Origin of the sequence: Microcoleus sp. S36b_A4, assembly GCF_036700645.1 — a bacterium.
In the GTDB taxonomy this organism is placed as follows: domain Bacteria; phylum Cyanobacteriota; class Cyanobacteriia; order Cyanobacteriales; family Microcoleaceae; genus Microcoleus.
This window is the reverse complement of sequence record NZ_JAUBPI010000130.1, coordinates 1-14,275: the sequence shown is the minus strand read 5'-3', so window position 1 is coordinate 14,275 and position 14,275 is coordinate 1. Positions and strand designations below refer to the sequence as shown.

At 46.4% G+C, this 14,275-nt stretch carries 15 protein-coding genes; 8 read left to right on the top strand and 7 right to left on the bottom strand.

What is annotated here, in order from left to right:
* Positions 1 to 390: 390 nt before the first annotated feature.
* From QUA03_RS26425 to QUA03_RS26410, 4 genes are all read right to left on the bottom strand, one after another.
* A complete protein-coding gene (locus tag QUA03_RS26425) occupies positions 391 to 855 on the bottom strand; it encodes a Fur family transcriptional regulator (protein WP_333216347.1) in 465 nt (154 codons plus the stop codon).
* A gap of 55 nt (positions 856 to 910) precedes the next feature.
* Positions 911 to 1,078 (bottom strand): hypothetical protein, encoded by a 168-nt coding sequence (locus QUA03_RS26420; RefSeq protein ID WP_333216345.1) that lies wholly within the window; start codon positions 1,076 to 1,078, stop codon positions 911 to 913.
* A gap of 5 nt (positions 1,079 to 1,083) precedes the next feature.
* The gene (locus tag QUA03_RS26415) at positions 1,084 to 2,166 is read right to left on the bottom strand and encodes an Hpt domain-containing protein (protein ID WP_333216343.1); all 1,083 of its coding nucleotides are present in this window, start codon (positions 2,164 to 2,166) and stop codon (positions 1,084 to 1,086) included.
* Between the two features lie 82 nt (positions 2,167 to 2,248).
* Positions 2,249 to 2,503 (bottom strand): hypothetical protein, encoded by a 255-nt coding sequence (locus tag QUA03_RS26410; protein WP_333216341.1) that lies wholly within the window; start codon positions 2,501 to 2,503, stop codon positions 2,249 to 2,251.
* 270 nt (positions 2,504 to 2,773) lie between these two features.
* On the opposite strand from QUA03_RS26410, the gene QUA03_RS26405 reads away from it, so the two are divergent.
* The 4 genes from QUA03_RS26405 (at position 2,774) to QUA03_RS26390 (ending at position 4,991) form a co-directional block, all read left to right on the top strand.
* Positions 2,774 to 3,034: a sulfiredoxin gene (locus tag QUA03_RS26405; RefSeq protein ID WP_333216339.1), complete on the top strand. Its 261-nt coding sequence runs from the start codon at positions 2,774 to 2,776 to the stop codon at positions 3,032 to 3,034.
* Between the two features lie 97 nt (positions 3,035 to 3,131).
* Positions 3,132 to 3,680, top strand: a complete 549-nt coding sequence (gene dps, locus QUA03_RS26400; RefSeq protein WP_333216337.1) for a DNA starvation/stationary phase protection protein Dps — start codon at positions 3,132 to 3,134, stop codon at positions 3,678 to 3,680.
* Positions 3,681 to 3,724: 44 nt separating this feature from the next.
* Positions 3,725 to 4,429, top strand: a complete 705-nt coding sequence (locus QUA03_RS26395; RefSeq protein WP_333216335.1) for a helix-turn-helix domain-containing protein — start codon at positions 3,725 to 3,727, stop codon at positions 4,427 to 4,429.
* Between the two features lie 235 nt (positions 4,430 to 4,664).
* The gene (locus QUA03_RS26390; protein ID WP_041623653.1) at positions 4,665 to 4,991 is read left to right on the top strand and encodes an STAS domain-containing protein; all 327 of its coding nucleotides are present in this window, start codon (positions 4,665 to 4,667) and stop codon (positions 4,989 to 4,991) included.
* A gap of 56 nt (positions 4,992 to 5,047) precedes the next feature.
* Here the strand turns inward: QUA03_RS26390 and QUA03_RS26385 are convergent, their stop codons facing one another.
* Entirely contained in the window at positions 5,048 to 6,184 is a 1,137-nt protein-coding gene (locus tag QUA03_RS26385) for a PP2C family protein-serine/threonine phosphatase (RefSeq protein ID WP_006632014.1), read from the bottom strand.
* Positions 6,185 to 6,616: 432 nt separating this feature from the next.
* On the opposite strand from QUA03_RS26385, the gene QUA03_RS26380 reads away from it, so the two are divergent.
* The gene (locus QUA03_RS26380) at positions 6,617 to 7,135 is read left to right on the top strand and encodes an ATP-binding protein (protein WP_333216333.1); all 519 of its coding nucleotides are present in this window, start codon (positions 6,617 to 6,619) and stop codon (positions 7,133 to 7,135) included.
* Between the two features lie 15 nt (positions 7,136 to 7,150).
* Here QUA03_RS26380 and QUA03_RS26375 read toward each other — a convergent pair whose 3' ends face one another.
* Positions 7,151 to 7,918, bottom strand: coding sequence for a DUF1350 family protein (locus QUA03_RS26375; protein WP_333216331.1), 768 nt, complete (start codon positions 7,916 to 7,918; stop codon positions 7,151 to 7,153).
* 577 nt (positions 7,919 to 8,495) lie between these two features.
* Positions 8,496 to 9,521, bottom strand: a complete 1,026-nt coding sequence (locus QUA03_RS26370) for a glycosyltransferase family 2 protein (protein WP_333216329.1) — start codon at positions 9,519 to 9,521, stop codon at positions 8,496 to 8,498.
* Between the two features lie 1,088 nt (positions 9,522 to 10,609).
* On the opposite strand from QUA03_RS26370, the gene ggt reads away from it, so the two are divergent.
* The 3 genes from ggt to QUA03_RS26355 all read left to right on the top strand — a co-directional run bounded on the left by ggt (position 10,610) and on the right by QUA03_RS26355 (position 14,219).
* Positions 10,610 to 12,337 (top strand): gamma-glutamyltransferase, encoded by a 1,728-nt coding sequence (gene ggt / locus QUA03_RS26365; RefSeq protein WP_333216327.1) that lies wholly within the window; start codon positions 10,610 to 10,612, stop codon positions 12,335 to 12,337.
* A 498-nt stretch (positions 12,338 to 12,835) separates the two neighbouring features.
* Entirely contained in the window at positions 12,836 to 13,714 is an 879-nt protein-coding gene (locus tag QUA03_RS26360; protein ID WP_333216325.1) for a choice-of-anchor L family PEP-CTERM protein, read from the top strand.
* Between the two features lie 82 nt (positions 13,715 to 13,796).
* Complete coding sequence (locus QUA03_RS26355; RefSeq protein ID WP_333216323.1) at positions 13,797 to 14,219, top strand: helix-turn-helix domain-containing protein; 423 nt, start codon at positions 13,797 to 13,799, stop codon at positions 14,217 to 14,219.
* The last annotated feature ends 56 nt before the right edge of the window (positions 14,220 to 14,275 follow it).

Here is a 14,275-nt window from a genome sequence, read left to right as displayed (position 1 = left end):
CCAATAGTGAACGGAAATACTGCCTCCCAGAGGTGATGGGTAACACCCCCTGCGAATTCGCCAACAGTCTCTTGAAACCGCAACTACACTAAATTTCGTCTCCTCCAAGCCGATTAAAAATAAAGGGGCATTACAGCCGGATTTGGTCTACACTTTTAGGTGTACCGGGTAGAAATGATTTTTTGGTTTAGTCGTAAATTTTATTCCCGATCGCCCAACTTGTCGATCGAGTTTCATTTTTCTGTTTTCATTTTTTTTCGACTGTACCAAATTCCGGCTGGCGACGGCAAAAAAACCGATCGAACCCAGCTAAATACTTAAATCATTTTATACCACCGATCCACCCAGTACAAATATCAGTTTTGCTTCCAACAGCCGCTGCTTTATCCGTTACGAAGCCTTTGGCGTATCGCTGACACTCGATGCTTCCGTGGCGGACTCGGCAGAGCGATATCCGTAGAAATCTATCCGGTAGTCTACAATTCTGACACCAGTTTGCTGTTGGATTTGTTCGATCAATTCGATCGGCAGTTCCACATGAACGTCGAGAATCTGAGCCGTATCAAGACAATTGACGTGAGAGTGAGAGTCGCTGACATTGCCGTACAAGCGTCCCTCCGAACGTTCTATGCACTCAATAATCCCTGCTCTCGACAAAGCTTCTAGATTTTGATAAACAGAAGTATGCCCGATCGAATGCGCTTGTTTGTTGAGGCGATCGTAAATTTCGCGAGCCGAGAGGTGTTCTTTTGCCTCCCACAAAAGTTCTAGAATAAATCGACGCTGGCGGCTCAAGCGCATTCCCATCGCCTGACAGCGGTTTAAAGCATCTTCTAATGAACTAATTGGTTTCACAGCTACTGCCTTATAAAGCCTGCTCGATTTTTAATTCTGGTACAATATTGCACGCCTACATATCCACTAATTCTAACGCAGGCTTGCCCAACAGTAGAAGGTAGAGGGCAAAAATCTCGAATGAGTGAATTTTTTCGAGTTGCTGCTCAACGAGCGGCTGCCAGCACCCCCAGAAAATTATCCGCCTCACAAATATTGCTTTGATTCTATCTTCTACTGCCACACCTCCTAGTTCGAGGATTTGATGGCGTTAACCAGTAACTTGGCGATTTCCGAGAGTTGCTTTTTGTTGAAAGTTTTGAGCAAAAGCTTGACTACCGCCTTCGGTTCAGCCGGAAGTGCGACTTGCTTCGACGCTGCGGCTGGGGCGGCTGGGGCGGCTGGGGCGGCTGGGGCGACTGGGGCGGCTGGTTTTGGGCTTGCTGCCAAAAGTAGCAAATTTTTACTCGGAACGATCGTCTTGACTTTCCCCACTTGTACTAAATCGCCAGCTTCCTTGAGTTCTTTGATAATCAACGGAGCTAAGACTTTATAAGAGTTTTTGGGATTAACGATCGCAGATCTAGCTGTTTTTACTAAATTTTGCCAAGTCTCTACTTTACCTCCCAATTTATAGAGGCGAACGCACACAGCCGTCAACTCAGAGCGACTAGCAGCCGATTCTTTCTGCTTGAACACCTGCAACATTTCTTTGAGTAAAGTCATCACTTCAACAGCAAAATTTGGCGGCACAGCGCCCGCTGTTGAAGCAGCGGGGATACCAGACCCAGCAGCAACCGCCTGCACTTTCCCTGACGCCAATTTATCGAGGTGAGTTTCGAGTTGAGCAAAAACAGGCATCACCTGCTGCACGAGTTTTTCTCCCTCTTCATTCCTCAAGCCGAAAGGCCCCTCCAGTCGCCCCAGCAAGTCCTTAAGCGTATCAACTCCCTTTAAAAATAGGGATTCTGCCGTTTGGTCAACCTGCTTGACGGGCCCGTCCTTGAGCACCTTAAAACAATCTTCCAAACGGTGAGCGGTTGTTTTAATACTATCTAAGCCAAGCATAGCCGCCCCTCCTTTCACGGAATGGGCGGCTCGAAACATCTCTTGGACGCTTTCGGGGTCTTTCATTGTGGACTTTAAATCCACTAAACCATTTTCTAGAGTATCGAGGTGCTCCTTAGCCTCCTCTATAAACAAACGCATTATTCGGTCTTGCTGATCTGACACGACAGTCCTCCTAACAATCTGTGCACCCTCCAGAAAGCACCCTCTTCGCGGGAGAAAACACGACTCCTGCCAAAAGTCGGAAGCTCCCATGCAAAACATTCTAGCCTGCCTCAGCTAGCAGACTCAAAATACTCGTATCAGGGCAATCTTAGCTCTCAAACTGGTGCGGTGGAGATTGAGGCTAGAGTTCTGAGGGAGTATCTGGAGCGACTTCAATACCCATTCCTTGTTTCATCATCTGCTGATTCGTAATCAAGTCGCTTAACTCCTTGACTTCGACGCCGATGTCTTGGCAAGCCTTTTTCAGTTCCCGCTCGAAGGTGTTGAGGTCGCCTCCGTAGCCGCAAAGCTTCGCGGCTGTGGCGATTCCTTGTTGGGCGTTAGCTTTGGCGCAGTCGATCAATTCAATGCCTTTGAGGGGTTGGGAGGATGCCATAATTTCAAGCCACAATTTATATTTTCTCCCACTGTACCTAGAACGTTGAGGTCGATCGATCTATCGAAAGGCATGAAAAATCCTGCCTGTGCTGAGTGTTGCCAATTCATAGCTATTTGTATGGGATTTCCCGACCAGATAGCAGTAGTTGCGATTTTCTAACCCCCATATTCCCAGCAAAAACAAGGTTTTTGCGTAAGTCCTCATATTTATTGACAAAACGAAGTCATAACGAGTATGATTTAGCTATAAGTAAAAAAGAGAGCCGCCATGAGGATAGAAGAAATTCCCCTCAACCAGATTCGCCGCCCCCTGCCGCGAGTCAACGACCAAACCAAAGTCGCCGCCCTCCTGGAATCGATCCGCGAGGTAGGTTTAAACGAACCCATCGACGTGCTAGAAGTAGATGGTCAGTATTACGGATTTTCCGGCTGCCACCGGTACGAAGCTTGCCAGCGTCTCGGTTTAGAAACTATCCGCTGTAATGTACGCCGAGCTCCCCGTGCGGTGTTGCAGATGCACCTAGCCTGAGCCTCTCAAGAGAAATTCACCACGCAGGCAAACATTCAATCGCCCAAACCTTTCTAAGAAGTTTGATCGACAATCACTAATAACAAGCTAAAAACCTATGACTACCAACAATCACAAACAACATCTTTACCCCACCCGGATCGATATGTCAGCCGCCACCCGCTCTCAAGTAGTGGGGTTGCTCAACGCCACGCTGGCAACGACTCTGGACTTAAAAACTCAAGTCAAGCAAGCTCACTGGAACGTCAAAGGCATGGACTTCTACCAGTTGCACTTGCTATTTGACGAAATGGCAACAGAACTCGAAGAATACATCGATTTGGTTGCCGAACGGGTCACAGCTTTGGGCGGTTTGGCTGTAGGAACAGCCCGCACAGCCGCCGCAGATTCCATCCTGCCAGAGTTTCCTTTCGACATTTTAGATGGGAAAGAATACGTGACGGCTTTAGCCGATCGCTACGCACCCTACGCCCAACACCTGCGAGTCGCCATCGACAAAGCAGGCGAACTCGGCGATGCCGATACAGCGGATCTGTACACCGAAATTTCGCGGACAATTGACAAGCGTTTGTGGTTCCTAGAAGCGCATTTGCAAGGTTCTGCGACAACTGCAACAGCCGCCGCCGCAAAAGTTGCCGTCAAATAGCCACAAAAAAAGTTGTGGGGTGGGTCTCCGAGCCCGCCCCACAGATGTATTTCCTTAAGGCTCGTGACAGTTTACGATCGATAATATGTCCATTTATTAATTTGGATGAGTTTTTCGTGACTGCCAATATTCCAGATTATGCTCCTCAAATGCAACGCCTGATGGAACAGGCGGGGCTTTCGAGCGATCGAGAACTCAGCCAAAAAGCAGGAGTTCCCGAAATTCAGGTCATCCGCCTGCGTCGCGGCTTAGCTTTGCAAACCCGAGCCAACATCCTGCTCAAAATCAGTCAAGCTTTGCAAATTTCCTTAAATGAACTGCTCGCAACCTTGGCGCCAGACTATGTAGAGTTAGAACAGGCACCACCGACAGCCCTAGAACAAGAATATCAGCGCCTGCAAGCTGCGATCGAACAGCAGCGAGAATCTTTGATGCAGGAATTCCAGCTATCTAGCGTGCAAATTTTAGAATCTTGGATGTTGCAGTGGCCGACTGCTGCGAGCAAAGCTCAGGAAAATCACAACTTGCGGGCTCAGAAACTACTGCCCTTGCTGCGGCCTGTCGAGCAGTTATTGGAGCATTGGGGAGTGGAGTCGATCGCCCCAGTCGGAGCCCAGATTCCCTACAACCCCCAACAGCACCAGCTCATGGAAGGAACAGCCGAACCCGGAGAACCCGTCAAAGTCCGCTACACAGGGTACAGACAAGGCGACAAACTGCTCTACCGCGCCAAAGTTAGCCGAGTTTGATTAATACCAGAAGGCCTTCGGCAGAACAAAGATTGTCCCTATCTCCAAATTCACTCCCGGCGAAGCGCTGCGACTCTAAGCTACGATCCGCGACGAGCACCATCTTTTTCACTCAAAACTATTCTTCCGCTCTCAGGCTCTGGCGCTTTCCCCCCTCTCTTATTTGGATCAGAGTCCATCTCGCAGCTATACTAGCCTAGTCTGGCTAGAAATTCTGACATTCCCACCGCAAAATATGAGTCCTGTAGTTAAAATTATTCAGCCCTCTGGCATTTTAGACGGCACCAAGGCAAGTCAATTCCGCCAAGAGATTAGCGACCTAGTGGAAGCGGGAGCCGATGTGGTATTGATAGACTTCACTGATGTGACATTTATGGATAGTTCTGGTTTGGGCGCTTTAGTCTTGGCGCTCAAAACAGTCCGGGCCGCTGGGAGTCAATTAGTTGTCTGTTCTATCAACGAGCAAATCCGCATCTTATTTGAACTCACCAGCATGGATCGAGTTTTCGAGATATTTCAGACCCGCGATGCTTTTAATAGCAAAATTCTCTCAACTAACTAAATCTTTGGGCTGCTGCCTTTGTGCTATTTGGTCACAGATGCACTGCAAGAAGTCAGCTAGCCAAAGTTTACCTTGAGTAAAGACCAATCATCATCAAAAACTGCTTTAGCGTTCAACTTTTGAATGTAGTTCAAAACCAGCTCTAACTGGTCGGCACTTGCACCGTTGTAAGCTGCTAACAGGTCTACGAAAGGGTCAAGCCCCCAGATATTGCCGTCAGGTTGGTGGATCTCGTATACCCCGTCGCTAAAGATGTAGAGAGTGCTCAAATCCTCTACATCGCAGCAATTATCGACATAGGGGGCGTCAGGGAACATCCCGACCGGCATTCCGGGGGTTTTTAATCGCTGGATTTTAGCGGTGCTCGCAGGGGACTGGGAAATCAACACGGCTGGTGGATGGCCGGCGCTAGCATAAACTAGCTGGCGAGAAATGCGGTTGTAAACGCCGTACCAGATGGTGAAATACTTGTCATTTTGGTAGCTCATCTGGAAGGTGGTGTTGAGGGCCCGCAAAACGTCGCTGGGTTTGTAATAGTCTATGTTGGGGAGCGTGCGCGATCGCAGCAAATTCAGCACCGCCACAGAAGGCAGCGCCGCCCGCAAACCGTGACCGGCTACGTCGAGCAAGTAAATCGCCAAATAATCGGCATCTAGCCAGTTGTAGTCGAAGCAATCTCCACCCAACTGCCGGGAGGGAATGAATTTTGCCTCAATGCTGAAAGGTTCCGTCATCGGATCTGGCAGCAACGATTGCACGTACTCGGCGGCCTCGGCTAACTCTGCTTCCAGACTTTGCTTGGCTATTTTCAAATCTCGGCTGAGTTGGTGCAGCCGCAATCCGGCGCGTACTCTCGCCTGCAATTCGTTGAGTTCAATCGGCTTCGAGATAAAATCGTCTGCACCGGCGTCGAGGCCTTTGACTCGATCGGCGATCGAACCCAAAGAAGTCAACAAAAAGAATTGTGTAGTTGACAGATCCGGATCTGCCTTAACTCGACGACACACATCGATGCCGGTCAAGCGCGGCATGATCCAATCGCAAATTATCAGGGCCGGACGCAATTTTTGCGCCTGGGCTACACCGTCTTCGCCATTGCTTGCTACTGTTACTTCGTAACCCTGTTTTTTCAGGGTTCTTCTCAGCAGTTCTTGAACAGCCGTATCATCGTCAATAACCAGAATTTGAAACATGGGCACTTAGGTACTACAAGTTTTTCAAGGTCTGGGGGTCATTTAAAATATATCCTGTCAGCGCCCTTGTCTGAGATTGAGTATAGTTGATTGACATCGCTTTCGAGGTAATTGCTTTTGAGGACAGGTCGTTGAGTCCAATTTACGTTAAAATTTGATAGAAATTTGGCGCGATCGAACTTCACTCAGTTTATACTCAGAATATAAATTTTTATAGACTTTTATTTGCCACAGGCGCTCGTTGACATGAAAATGCTATTTATGGTATAGTGCCTAACCGATTAGTGGATTAGACATTGATCCAGGGCCCACCAAAGCTAGTATCCTCAAACTACCATTCAATTTTGCCGCCGTTATACTTGGTCTCGTTGTATTTTATCTGCTTGTATTGTGTCTCGTTGTATTTTGCCCACCGGGCGATGAAGAACTTCTGTGGTGAGCGTGATTGAATTAAAAGGTTCCGAAAAGTTGCCGATGCTAAAAAAAGCGGATCTTCAAGTCAATACAGGTCTGAATGGATTAAGCTGGGTTTTGTCGTGGTTTGCACAATTGTACGACTCGCGAATTCCTACAAGTGTGTGGATAAGGTGTCAGTTGGCTTTGGCTGAGGGCTTTACGAATGCGGTGCGTCACGCCCACAAGGGCAAACCAGCGGATTTGCCTGTTGACATTCAGGTGACTGTGTTCGCTGACTCTTTAGAGATTAAAATTTGGGACTCGGGCGATCCGTTTGATTTAGAGAAAAAAATCAAAGATATTGCGGAAAAAGTCGATATTCACTCTCCAGGCGGGCGGGGCCTAAAATTAATCAAAGACATCGCAGACAGTATTAGTTACAAGAGAATGGCTGATGGACGGAACTGTTTGTCGATGGTCAAAAATTATACTCCTGTCTCAAGGCCGAACAATGAAGATGATATTTTGGAAGTGGTAGAGGAAATTTCTGATTAATGGGTTGATCGGATTTTAAAGGCGCGACAGAGGATTAAGCCACAGCAGAATTGTCCGTTTTAATTCATTTAATTCTCGATACACTTCTTGTTTGACCCACTGCCCGATCGCGTCGAAAGGTGTAAAAATTTGACCCACAGGCCAGCTAACATCTTGCCCCAAGGGCGTTTGGTGGTTGCCTGCTAGAGTCTGAACGGTAATCATGTCGGGAAATCGTGCTTTTAGCAGTTTGGTCAAAAGCAGGGTTTGGTCGATGTTGTCGCCGTTAAATTTGACTAAAAGATTGCGCCGAATTTGATAGCTATCTTGGACGAGGCGATTAGTCTCTTGCGGGGAAGGGGTAAACTCGACGTTAAAGACAGGGGAAATTTGCTCGACGATCGGGATTGCTTCGGATGCCGCATAATTGTTGAAAGAAATCAGAATATTGCCTGCCCTTTCTATGTCAAACACCGAACCAATCAGGAGGTGGAGTTTGCATCCCATGCTGTGTCCCATACCGTAAATGGGGAGATAGGAAGATTTGAGCAATTTAGTGGCGCGCAGGCGATCGAGGGCATTTTCAAATTTGTTGAGGACATCGCGGGCGATCGCAATATGATCCAAAGTATTGACAAACGGCGTTGCTACTACAACATATCCTTGATTCCCCAAAGCCTCTAACAGCCAGCGATAGGTGAGTTGCGGTGCTGTCGCCACAAATGCACCACCGAGAAAATGTACGATCGCGATCGGTCTTGACGGAATTAATACCCAGTTGCCAGAAATTTCTTGCCAGTCCATAAATTCAATCTAATTCCAAATAAAAAGGCGATCGTCCTCTGAAGGTAAAAGGCAGAATGTTTTATAAATTTTTGCTTTTATTTTTTGCATCAAAAAGGGGTTTGCTACCCATTTTTTAATTCCAAAAACTTTCCTTTTTACTTATACATTATTTATTCTAACTGTTGTGATGGCAAATAGCACGGCTGGCGATCGCTGCTATTAGTGCCTTGTATAGGCTTGAAGCTAGTGGCAGAATAAATCAAGACTGACATCCGATCTCGCAAAAATTTTTATATTGTCTGCCACTGCACGGCTGCAAGCCGCTGTAGCTGGTATTGCGGGTAATTGACCCGACAGAATATTCGCAGTCAAATACGGATCAAGACCCCAACATCGCGTATTAATCAGCCCCTAGGCGATCGGCTTTGATTTGGCTTTATTGGCAGCACCTAATTTCTTGACTAAACCCGCATATAGCAGTTCTCAATCTTGGTGAGGTATACCCTATGCTTTATGCTCTATGCTCTATGCCCCCTTATCAAGCGTGCACCTCATGTTACTGAGAAAGGCTATACAACTATAACATCCTTTAGGATCAACCCCCGATTTCAGACGATCGCTGGGAGTTTAATTCTGCACAATGACCAATACCTTCTGCCGTTTGATGACTCAACTTTTCGTGAGTTTTCATCCATTTCCACTTGTGCACAGTAGCTTGAGGATTGAGCACTGTGGTAGCCACGCCGTAAACAATAGTCGGCAAAACCTCCCGATTTAACCAACTTTGTCCCACCTTTCTCATGTAGTGCAGTGCCAAAACTTCTCGAAATTTGTTAAGCCTTTGCAAAAGCGGCAAATTCTTAAAACATAACTCTTCGTACTCCTGGAGTGATAACTCTTTTTCTCCCCGCAAGCGCCGCAGTTGGTTTTCCTTGACACAATCAGAAGCTATGCGCTTCTTCAGCCAGTGTTTATCTGTGAGAGAGTTCCCTCTAATTCGATAATTTCCCAAAGGTTCTGTCGCCGCTAGCAAGCCATACTTTTGAGCAAGTTTAGTAAATAACTCTGTATCTTCTCCTACCTGCCAATCTTCTGCAAAGCCGCCTTCTTGGAGTAGAATAGAGCGATAGACTACAACAGAAGACGGGAAAACCCACGGACTTTCGCCTGTCTCCTTAATCGCCTGCATTTCTGCTTTAGTTGTAGGATAGGTGGGAATGTAACTCAACTTGTTGCCGCGCTTGTCTAAATATCGCAAAGCGTGAGCCACAGCTTTGACTTCGGGATTGTCTGCGAGCATCTTTAAACAAACTTCTAACTTATTGGGTTCCCAGGTATCGTCGCTGTCGATAAACGCTACATACTCGCCTGTGGCGCGATATATCATTAAATTTCTCGACTTAGAAACCCCGTAATTTTGAGGATTCCTGAAGTATTGAATTCTCGAATCTTGCTCGACCAGCTTAGCAGCAACTTTGTCAGTAGTGTCAGTAGAGCAGTCATCAACAATTAAAACTTCTAAATTTTTGTGGGTACCATTGAGTACGGAGGCAACTGTCTCGGCCAGAGTGTCGGCAGCATTGAATGCAGGAATGATTACACTTATTTTTTGGCTATTCATAACTTGCATTAAGGTGTGGTTTGGTAGTTGTTCACCGAAGTATAGTATCGAAGCCTACACTCTGACTCATTTACGTGCAAGTACCTGTAGTCAGAAAACTTGCCTACATACTGCCAATATAACAGGTTTACCAACGTGAGTGTTATCTACCATAAGGAGGGGACAGCCCTTAGCAGGCGGAGTGCAGACTATTAATTGGCGGGCAATTTTTCAGACACAAAGGCGACGGCTGCGATGGATTGAGGGTTTTGTCCGGGGACTGGAGCTGTCCTAAATTCGATCGCATTTTTTTGCTTTAATAGGACTTACCAAGAAAAACCCGACCTCACCCAAAATTATTGGTTTGATAACTATATAGCTACTAAAAAATTGCAGTTATGACTCAGTTCGATTCCGGTTAATCGCTAATCATAATTTTTTTATTGCGCCAAAACTGGGAATGAGGAATTTGAAATTTTCCTCCAAACCTAATTACAATTATTTGATAAATTTCTATATCAAGAGTCAGTAAAACATGGTTTACTGATTAACCGAAAGTCGAAAAAATTCCCAAAAAAAGCTATAACTAAGTCTGTTCCAGCAATCGTAAATCATTTGTGAATTTCTTACTGCCTCCCTTGGTAAAGTTGGGGTGGGGTAAAAAAATACGACTCATTTGGAATTACTCTATGTGTTGCCTTACCCTAGCCATCACCTAAAATACTGATTGTTTTGCTGTTGCTTAATCAGCCTAGGGAACAAAAATAATTGGAAAATTCAGAAGCTTTGTGAACCAGGGTTTATATGATTGGCATCTTTAGTTTTTCCTACCTTAAATCAGCCACGCCCTTTTTCTGAGTTTATCAGCTTTTTTGAAATCGGTATTCTATCAAAAAAACTGCTTTTGCAAACTTGTTTAATTATTAAATTGCCACCGTCTGTCCCTGATTTGTCTCTTCCTCTTGTACCCCGATCGCCTCCCAGGGTCAAATCGTTTTCCCGTCTGCCATAACAGGTAATTTATCTGCGATTGAACTTAGTACCGCTAGGTTTTAGGGAAGATGCTCCTAAAAGTATACTATAAAAAATCCTCGCCTCACGCGTAAAAAATGTTGCCAAATTTCTTGAGCAAAGTGCGAATTTATACTTCTTGCCTAACTGTCTTGGTGTTGGGTAGCTGCCAGCAACAGCTACAGCCAACCTTGCAGCAGCAGCGCAGCCAACAGGGGATGGCAGTTTCGGCTCACCCTCTGGCGAGCGCTGCAGGGCTGGCCCTGCTGCAACAGGGCGGCAATGCAGTGGATGCGGCGGCTGCTGCGGCTTTGGCGATTTCGGTGGTGGAGCCTTTTTCGGCGGGTATCGGTGGCGGGGGTTTTTTACTGCTGCGGCGGGCGGAAACGGGGACTGTGCAAGCGCTGGATTTCCGGGAACGAGCTCCGAAACGGGCGGCGCGGGATATGTACCTCGACAAGCAAGGCAAGGTGCGCCAAAGGGCAAGTCTGGACGGGCATTTGGCGGCGGGTATTCCGGGTACTGTTGCTGGACTTTATACGGTGCACCGCGAGTATGGTAAGTTGCCTTGGGCCCAGGTGGTGGCGCCAGCGATCGCCCTGGCTGAAAAAGGCTTTCCGGTAAGTTCGCGGTTTACGACGGCTACCGGGCGACGACAGGATGTGCTCAAAAAAAACCGGGCGGCGCTGGAGGTTTTTACTCGCGGTGGCATTTTATACCAGCCGGGTGAGCTTTTGGTACAGGGGGATTTGGCGCGGACTTTGCGGCAGATTGCGCAAAATCCGCAGAGTTTTTATACCGGGGACATTGCGCGGGCGATCGCCGCCGACATGGCTAAAAACGGCGGTATTATCACTCTGGAAGATTTGAAAAACTATACGCCGATTTGGCGGAATCCGGTTTGTGGCAACTTTCGCACTTATGAAATTTGCGCGATGTCGCCTCCTTCTTCCGGCGGCGTTCATTTGTTGCAAATCTTAAATATTCTGGGAGATACGGATCTCAAGAGGTTGGGAAGGCAAAGTCCAGATACTTTGCACTTGCTGGCGGAGAGCATGAGGATTGCTTATGCCGATCGGGCTGAGTATTTGGGCGACCCGGATTTTGTGAGTGTACCGGTCAAAGCTCTGAGTAGTAGGAATTATGCCAAATTGAGACGATCGCAAATCCAAATGTCAAAAGCCCGACCCTCCAGCGAGGTAAAGGCTGTTGACGCTGAAACTTTGAACCGTCTCCTGTGGGAGTCTCCGGAAACTACGCACCTTACGGTAGTTGACAAAGAGCGCAATGTAGTAAGCTTGACATTTACGGTGAATGGCGGTTTTGGGGCTGGAGTCGTGGCCGCGGGTACGGGAATTTTGCTCAACAACGAGATGGATGATTTTGCAGCGGCGCCGGGAGTGCCGAATTTGTTTGGTTTGGTGGGCGGGGAGGCAAATTCGATTGCCCCGGGCAAAACTCCTTTATCGAGCATGACGCCGGTCATCGTGACAGAAAATGGCAAATTTCGCCTCGCTGCAGGGGCTCCCGGAGGCAGCACGATTATTACCACGGTGTTGCAAATTGTACTGAACGTATTGGTTCACGACATGAATGTCGGCGATGCTGTGTCTGCACCTCGGATACACCACCAGTGGCAACCCGATCGGCTGAGGGTGGAACGGGGAGGTTTTGAGGCTGCAACGCTTTCGGAGTTGCGGCGGCGGGGACACCAGATTGTTGAAGGTGACGGCTGGGGCAATGCCAATGCGATCGTCCGGACTGCAGACGGTTGGTTGGAAGGGGCTGCCGATCGGCGTGGCGAAGGAGAAGCAAGGGGGTTTTAGTCAACAGTCAGTCGATTAGAGATTTTAGAGCGGGGCGAGACTTTGGCGACTCAACGATTTTAGATTTACTCCACAGATGAATCTGGAATGTTGAACTCGGATCAAAAATTTTGATCTCTCTACGACAGGAATCCGGGGCTCCTATGGTTTTTTTGGGCGAAGTCATCTTTCATAAGTCATTAGCTATTAGTCATTAGCTATTAGTCATTAGCTATTAGTCATTTTGGAGAGCGCCAACGGTATCAAAACCCGGTTTTTTGGGTCTCCAGTGCGTAACTCCTGAAATTATTAGTCTGTGTAAGTGTATTTTTGCATCCGTATTTTTGCGCTGAAGTTTAGAGGCTGAATAATTGCCAAGAACTACCCAAAAAATTAGCCCCAAAAAACGTATATACACTTATGTGTAAAGTTATTGTAAAGGCCCTAGACATTGATACTTATATAATGTAAAAATGAAGTTGGGCATTGGATCAGGTTTGTATCTTCCAGGAAAAATTTATGATAATTACTCACAAAATTGCTGGCTTAACAGCTACATTAACTACTGCTATGAGTTTGTTGGCAGCGCCAGCAATGGCATTTTCGGTAGGGGCAACTAATAACACTGAGACTTTAAAAAATAATTTATTGGGGACTAATACAGCCGGGTTGAGTAATTTCTCTGTTTCAATTACGGGTAATTCGGCTGCTTTTGGTACTTTCACTAATGACCCCTTCGGTTTGACATCAGGTGTTGTTCTGAGCACTGGTAAAGTCACCGATATACCGGGTCAGAATCGGAAAGATAACTTCACGACACAGGACAGCGATTTAAGCACGGATTTTGGTGCTAAGGGTGAACAAGGGGATCTGACTCAGCTAAACCTCAGCTTTTTTGCTAATAGTACGGTTGAAAAATTGTTCTTTCAATATGTATTTGCTTCTGAGGAGTTTCCTGAGTTCGGCGGTTCTAAATATAATGACGATTTTGAACTGCTGTTGAACGGCACTAATTTGGCAAAATTGAGCGACGGAAAAAGAGTTACGATTAATAATCTTGTTCCAGATCCATATAATCGCTCTAAAGATCACCCCGACTATATTAACAACCCAAGTTTGACAGGTATTGCTGCTAACATCGTTAAGCTGGACGGTTTTACTAAAGTTTTAGGTTTTGAGGGTTTGCTCAAGCAAAATCAGACGAATGTTCTCAGTATCCGCATTAAAGATGTGGGCGATGGCAAGTTAGATTCTGCTGTATTTATTCAAGGCGGTTCTGTGGGGACGGTTCAACCTGAACCGGTTCCCGAACCGATGACTGTGGGGGGTTTGATGGCGGGAGGCGCTATGCTGGCTGCTGGACGAAAGTTACGCAATCGCCGTGGCGGAAGTAATTAATAAGTAAGTAGGTCGGCGAAAAAAAACAAAACTATGTTAAGATACATAAAGAAAGGTATAGCTTTAGTGAGATAATTAATATATGGGCGCTCGATTAAGAGTATTTCTGACTCAAAAGCAAGACAAAACCCTATTTAATCTGAGAACGGCGAAAGTACCACAGAAAGTCAAAGATCGAGCAGAAGTAATCAGGTTAAACGCAAATGACTGGTATGTTGAGAAAATAGCTACTCACTTTAACTGGGCTTCACAAACAGTGAGAGCAGTCTTACATAAATGGGAAGAATTTGGTATAGAAAGCCTTTGGGAAAAACCAGGTAGAGGGGTAAAAGCCAAATGGAAAGAAGAAGATATAGAGTTTTTGTCAGAATGCTTAAAAAAAGAACCACGTACATATAACAGTTTTCAATTAGCTGATAAATTAGAAAAAGAGCGCTCTATTAAATTAAGTCCCGACCGACTAAGACGGGTACTAAAAAAAAAGGGTAAGCTGTTGTGCATTTAAAACGCATAGTGGTATAATATAACATAATGATATTCAGACAAAGTGAATGCCTGCTA

What these genes read in the sequence shown, in the direction of transcription:
- QUA03_RS26395 (WP_333216335.1), top strand. Translation starts at nt 3,725, where the DNA reads ATGTATTTCCTTAAGGCTCGTGACAGTTTACGATCGATAATATGTCCA.
- ggt (WP_333216327.1), top strand. Translation starts at nt 10,610, where the DNA reads ATGTTGCCAAATTTCTTGAGCAAAGTGCGAATTTATACTTCTTGCCTA.
- QUA03_RS26415 (WP_333216343.1), bottom strand. Translation starts at nt 2,166, where the DNA reads ATGTTTTGCATGGGAGCTTCCGACTTTTGGCAGGAGTCGTGTTTTCTC.
- QUA03_RS26390 (WP_041623653.1), top strand. Translation starts at nt 4,665, where the DNA reads ATGAGTCCTGTAGTTAAAATTATTCAGCCCTCTGGCATTTTAGACGGC.
- dps (WP_333216337.1), top strand. Translation starts at nt 3,132, where the DNA reads ATGACTACCAACAATCACAAACAACATCTTTACCCCACCCGGATCGAT.
- QUA03_RS26355 (WP_333216323.1), top strand. Translation starts at nt 13,797, where the DNA reads ATGGGCGCTCGATTAAGAGTATTTCTGACTCAAAAGCAAGACAAAACC.
- QUA03_RS26370 (WP_333216329.1), bottom strand. Translation starts at nt 9,521, where the DNA reads ATGAATAGCCAAAAAATAAGTGTAATCATTCCTGCATTCAATGCTGCC.
- QUA03_RS26375 (WP_333216331.1), bottom strand. Translation starts at nt 7,918, where the DNA reads ATGGACTGGCAAGAAATTTCTGGCAACTGGGTATTAATTCCGTCAAGA.
- QUA03_RS26360 (WP_333216325.1), top strand. Translation starts at nt 12,836, where the DNA reads ATGATAATTACTCACAAAATTGCTGGCTTAACAGCTACATTAACTACT.
- QUA03_RS26385 (WP_006632014.1), bottom strand. Translation starts at nt 6,184, where the DNA reads ATGTTTCAAATTCTGGTTATTGACGATGATACGGCTGTTCAAGAACTG.
- QUA03_RS26410 (WP_333216341.1), bottom strand. Translation starts at nt 2,503, where the DNA reads ATGGCATCCTCCCAACCCCTCAAAGGCATTGAATTGATCGACTGCGCC.
- QUA03_RS26405 (WP_333216339.1), top strand. Translation starts at nt 2,774, where the DNA reads ATGAGGATAGAAGAAATTCCCCTCAACCAGATTCGCCGCCCCCTGCCG.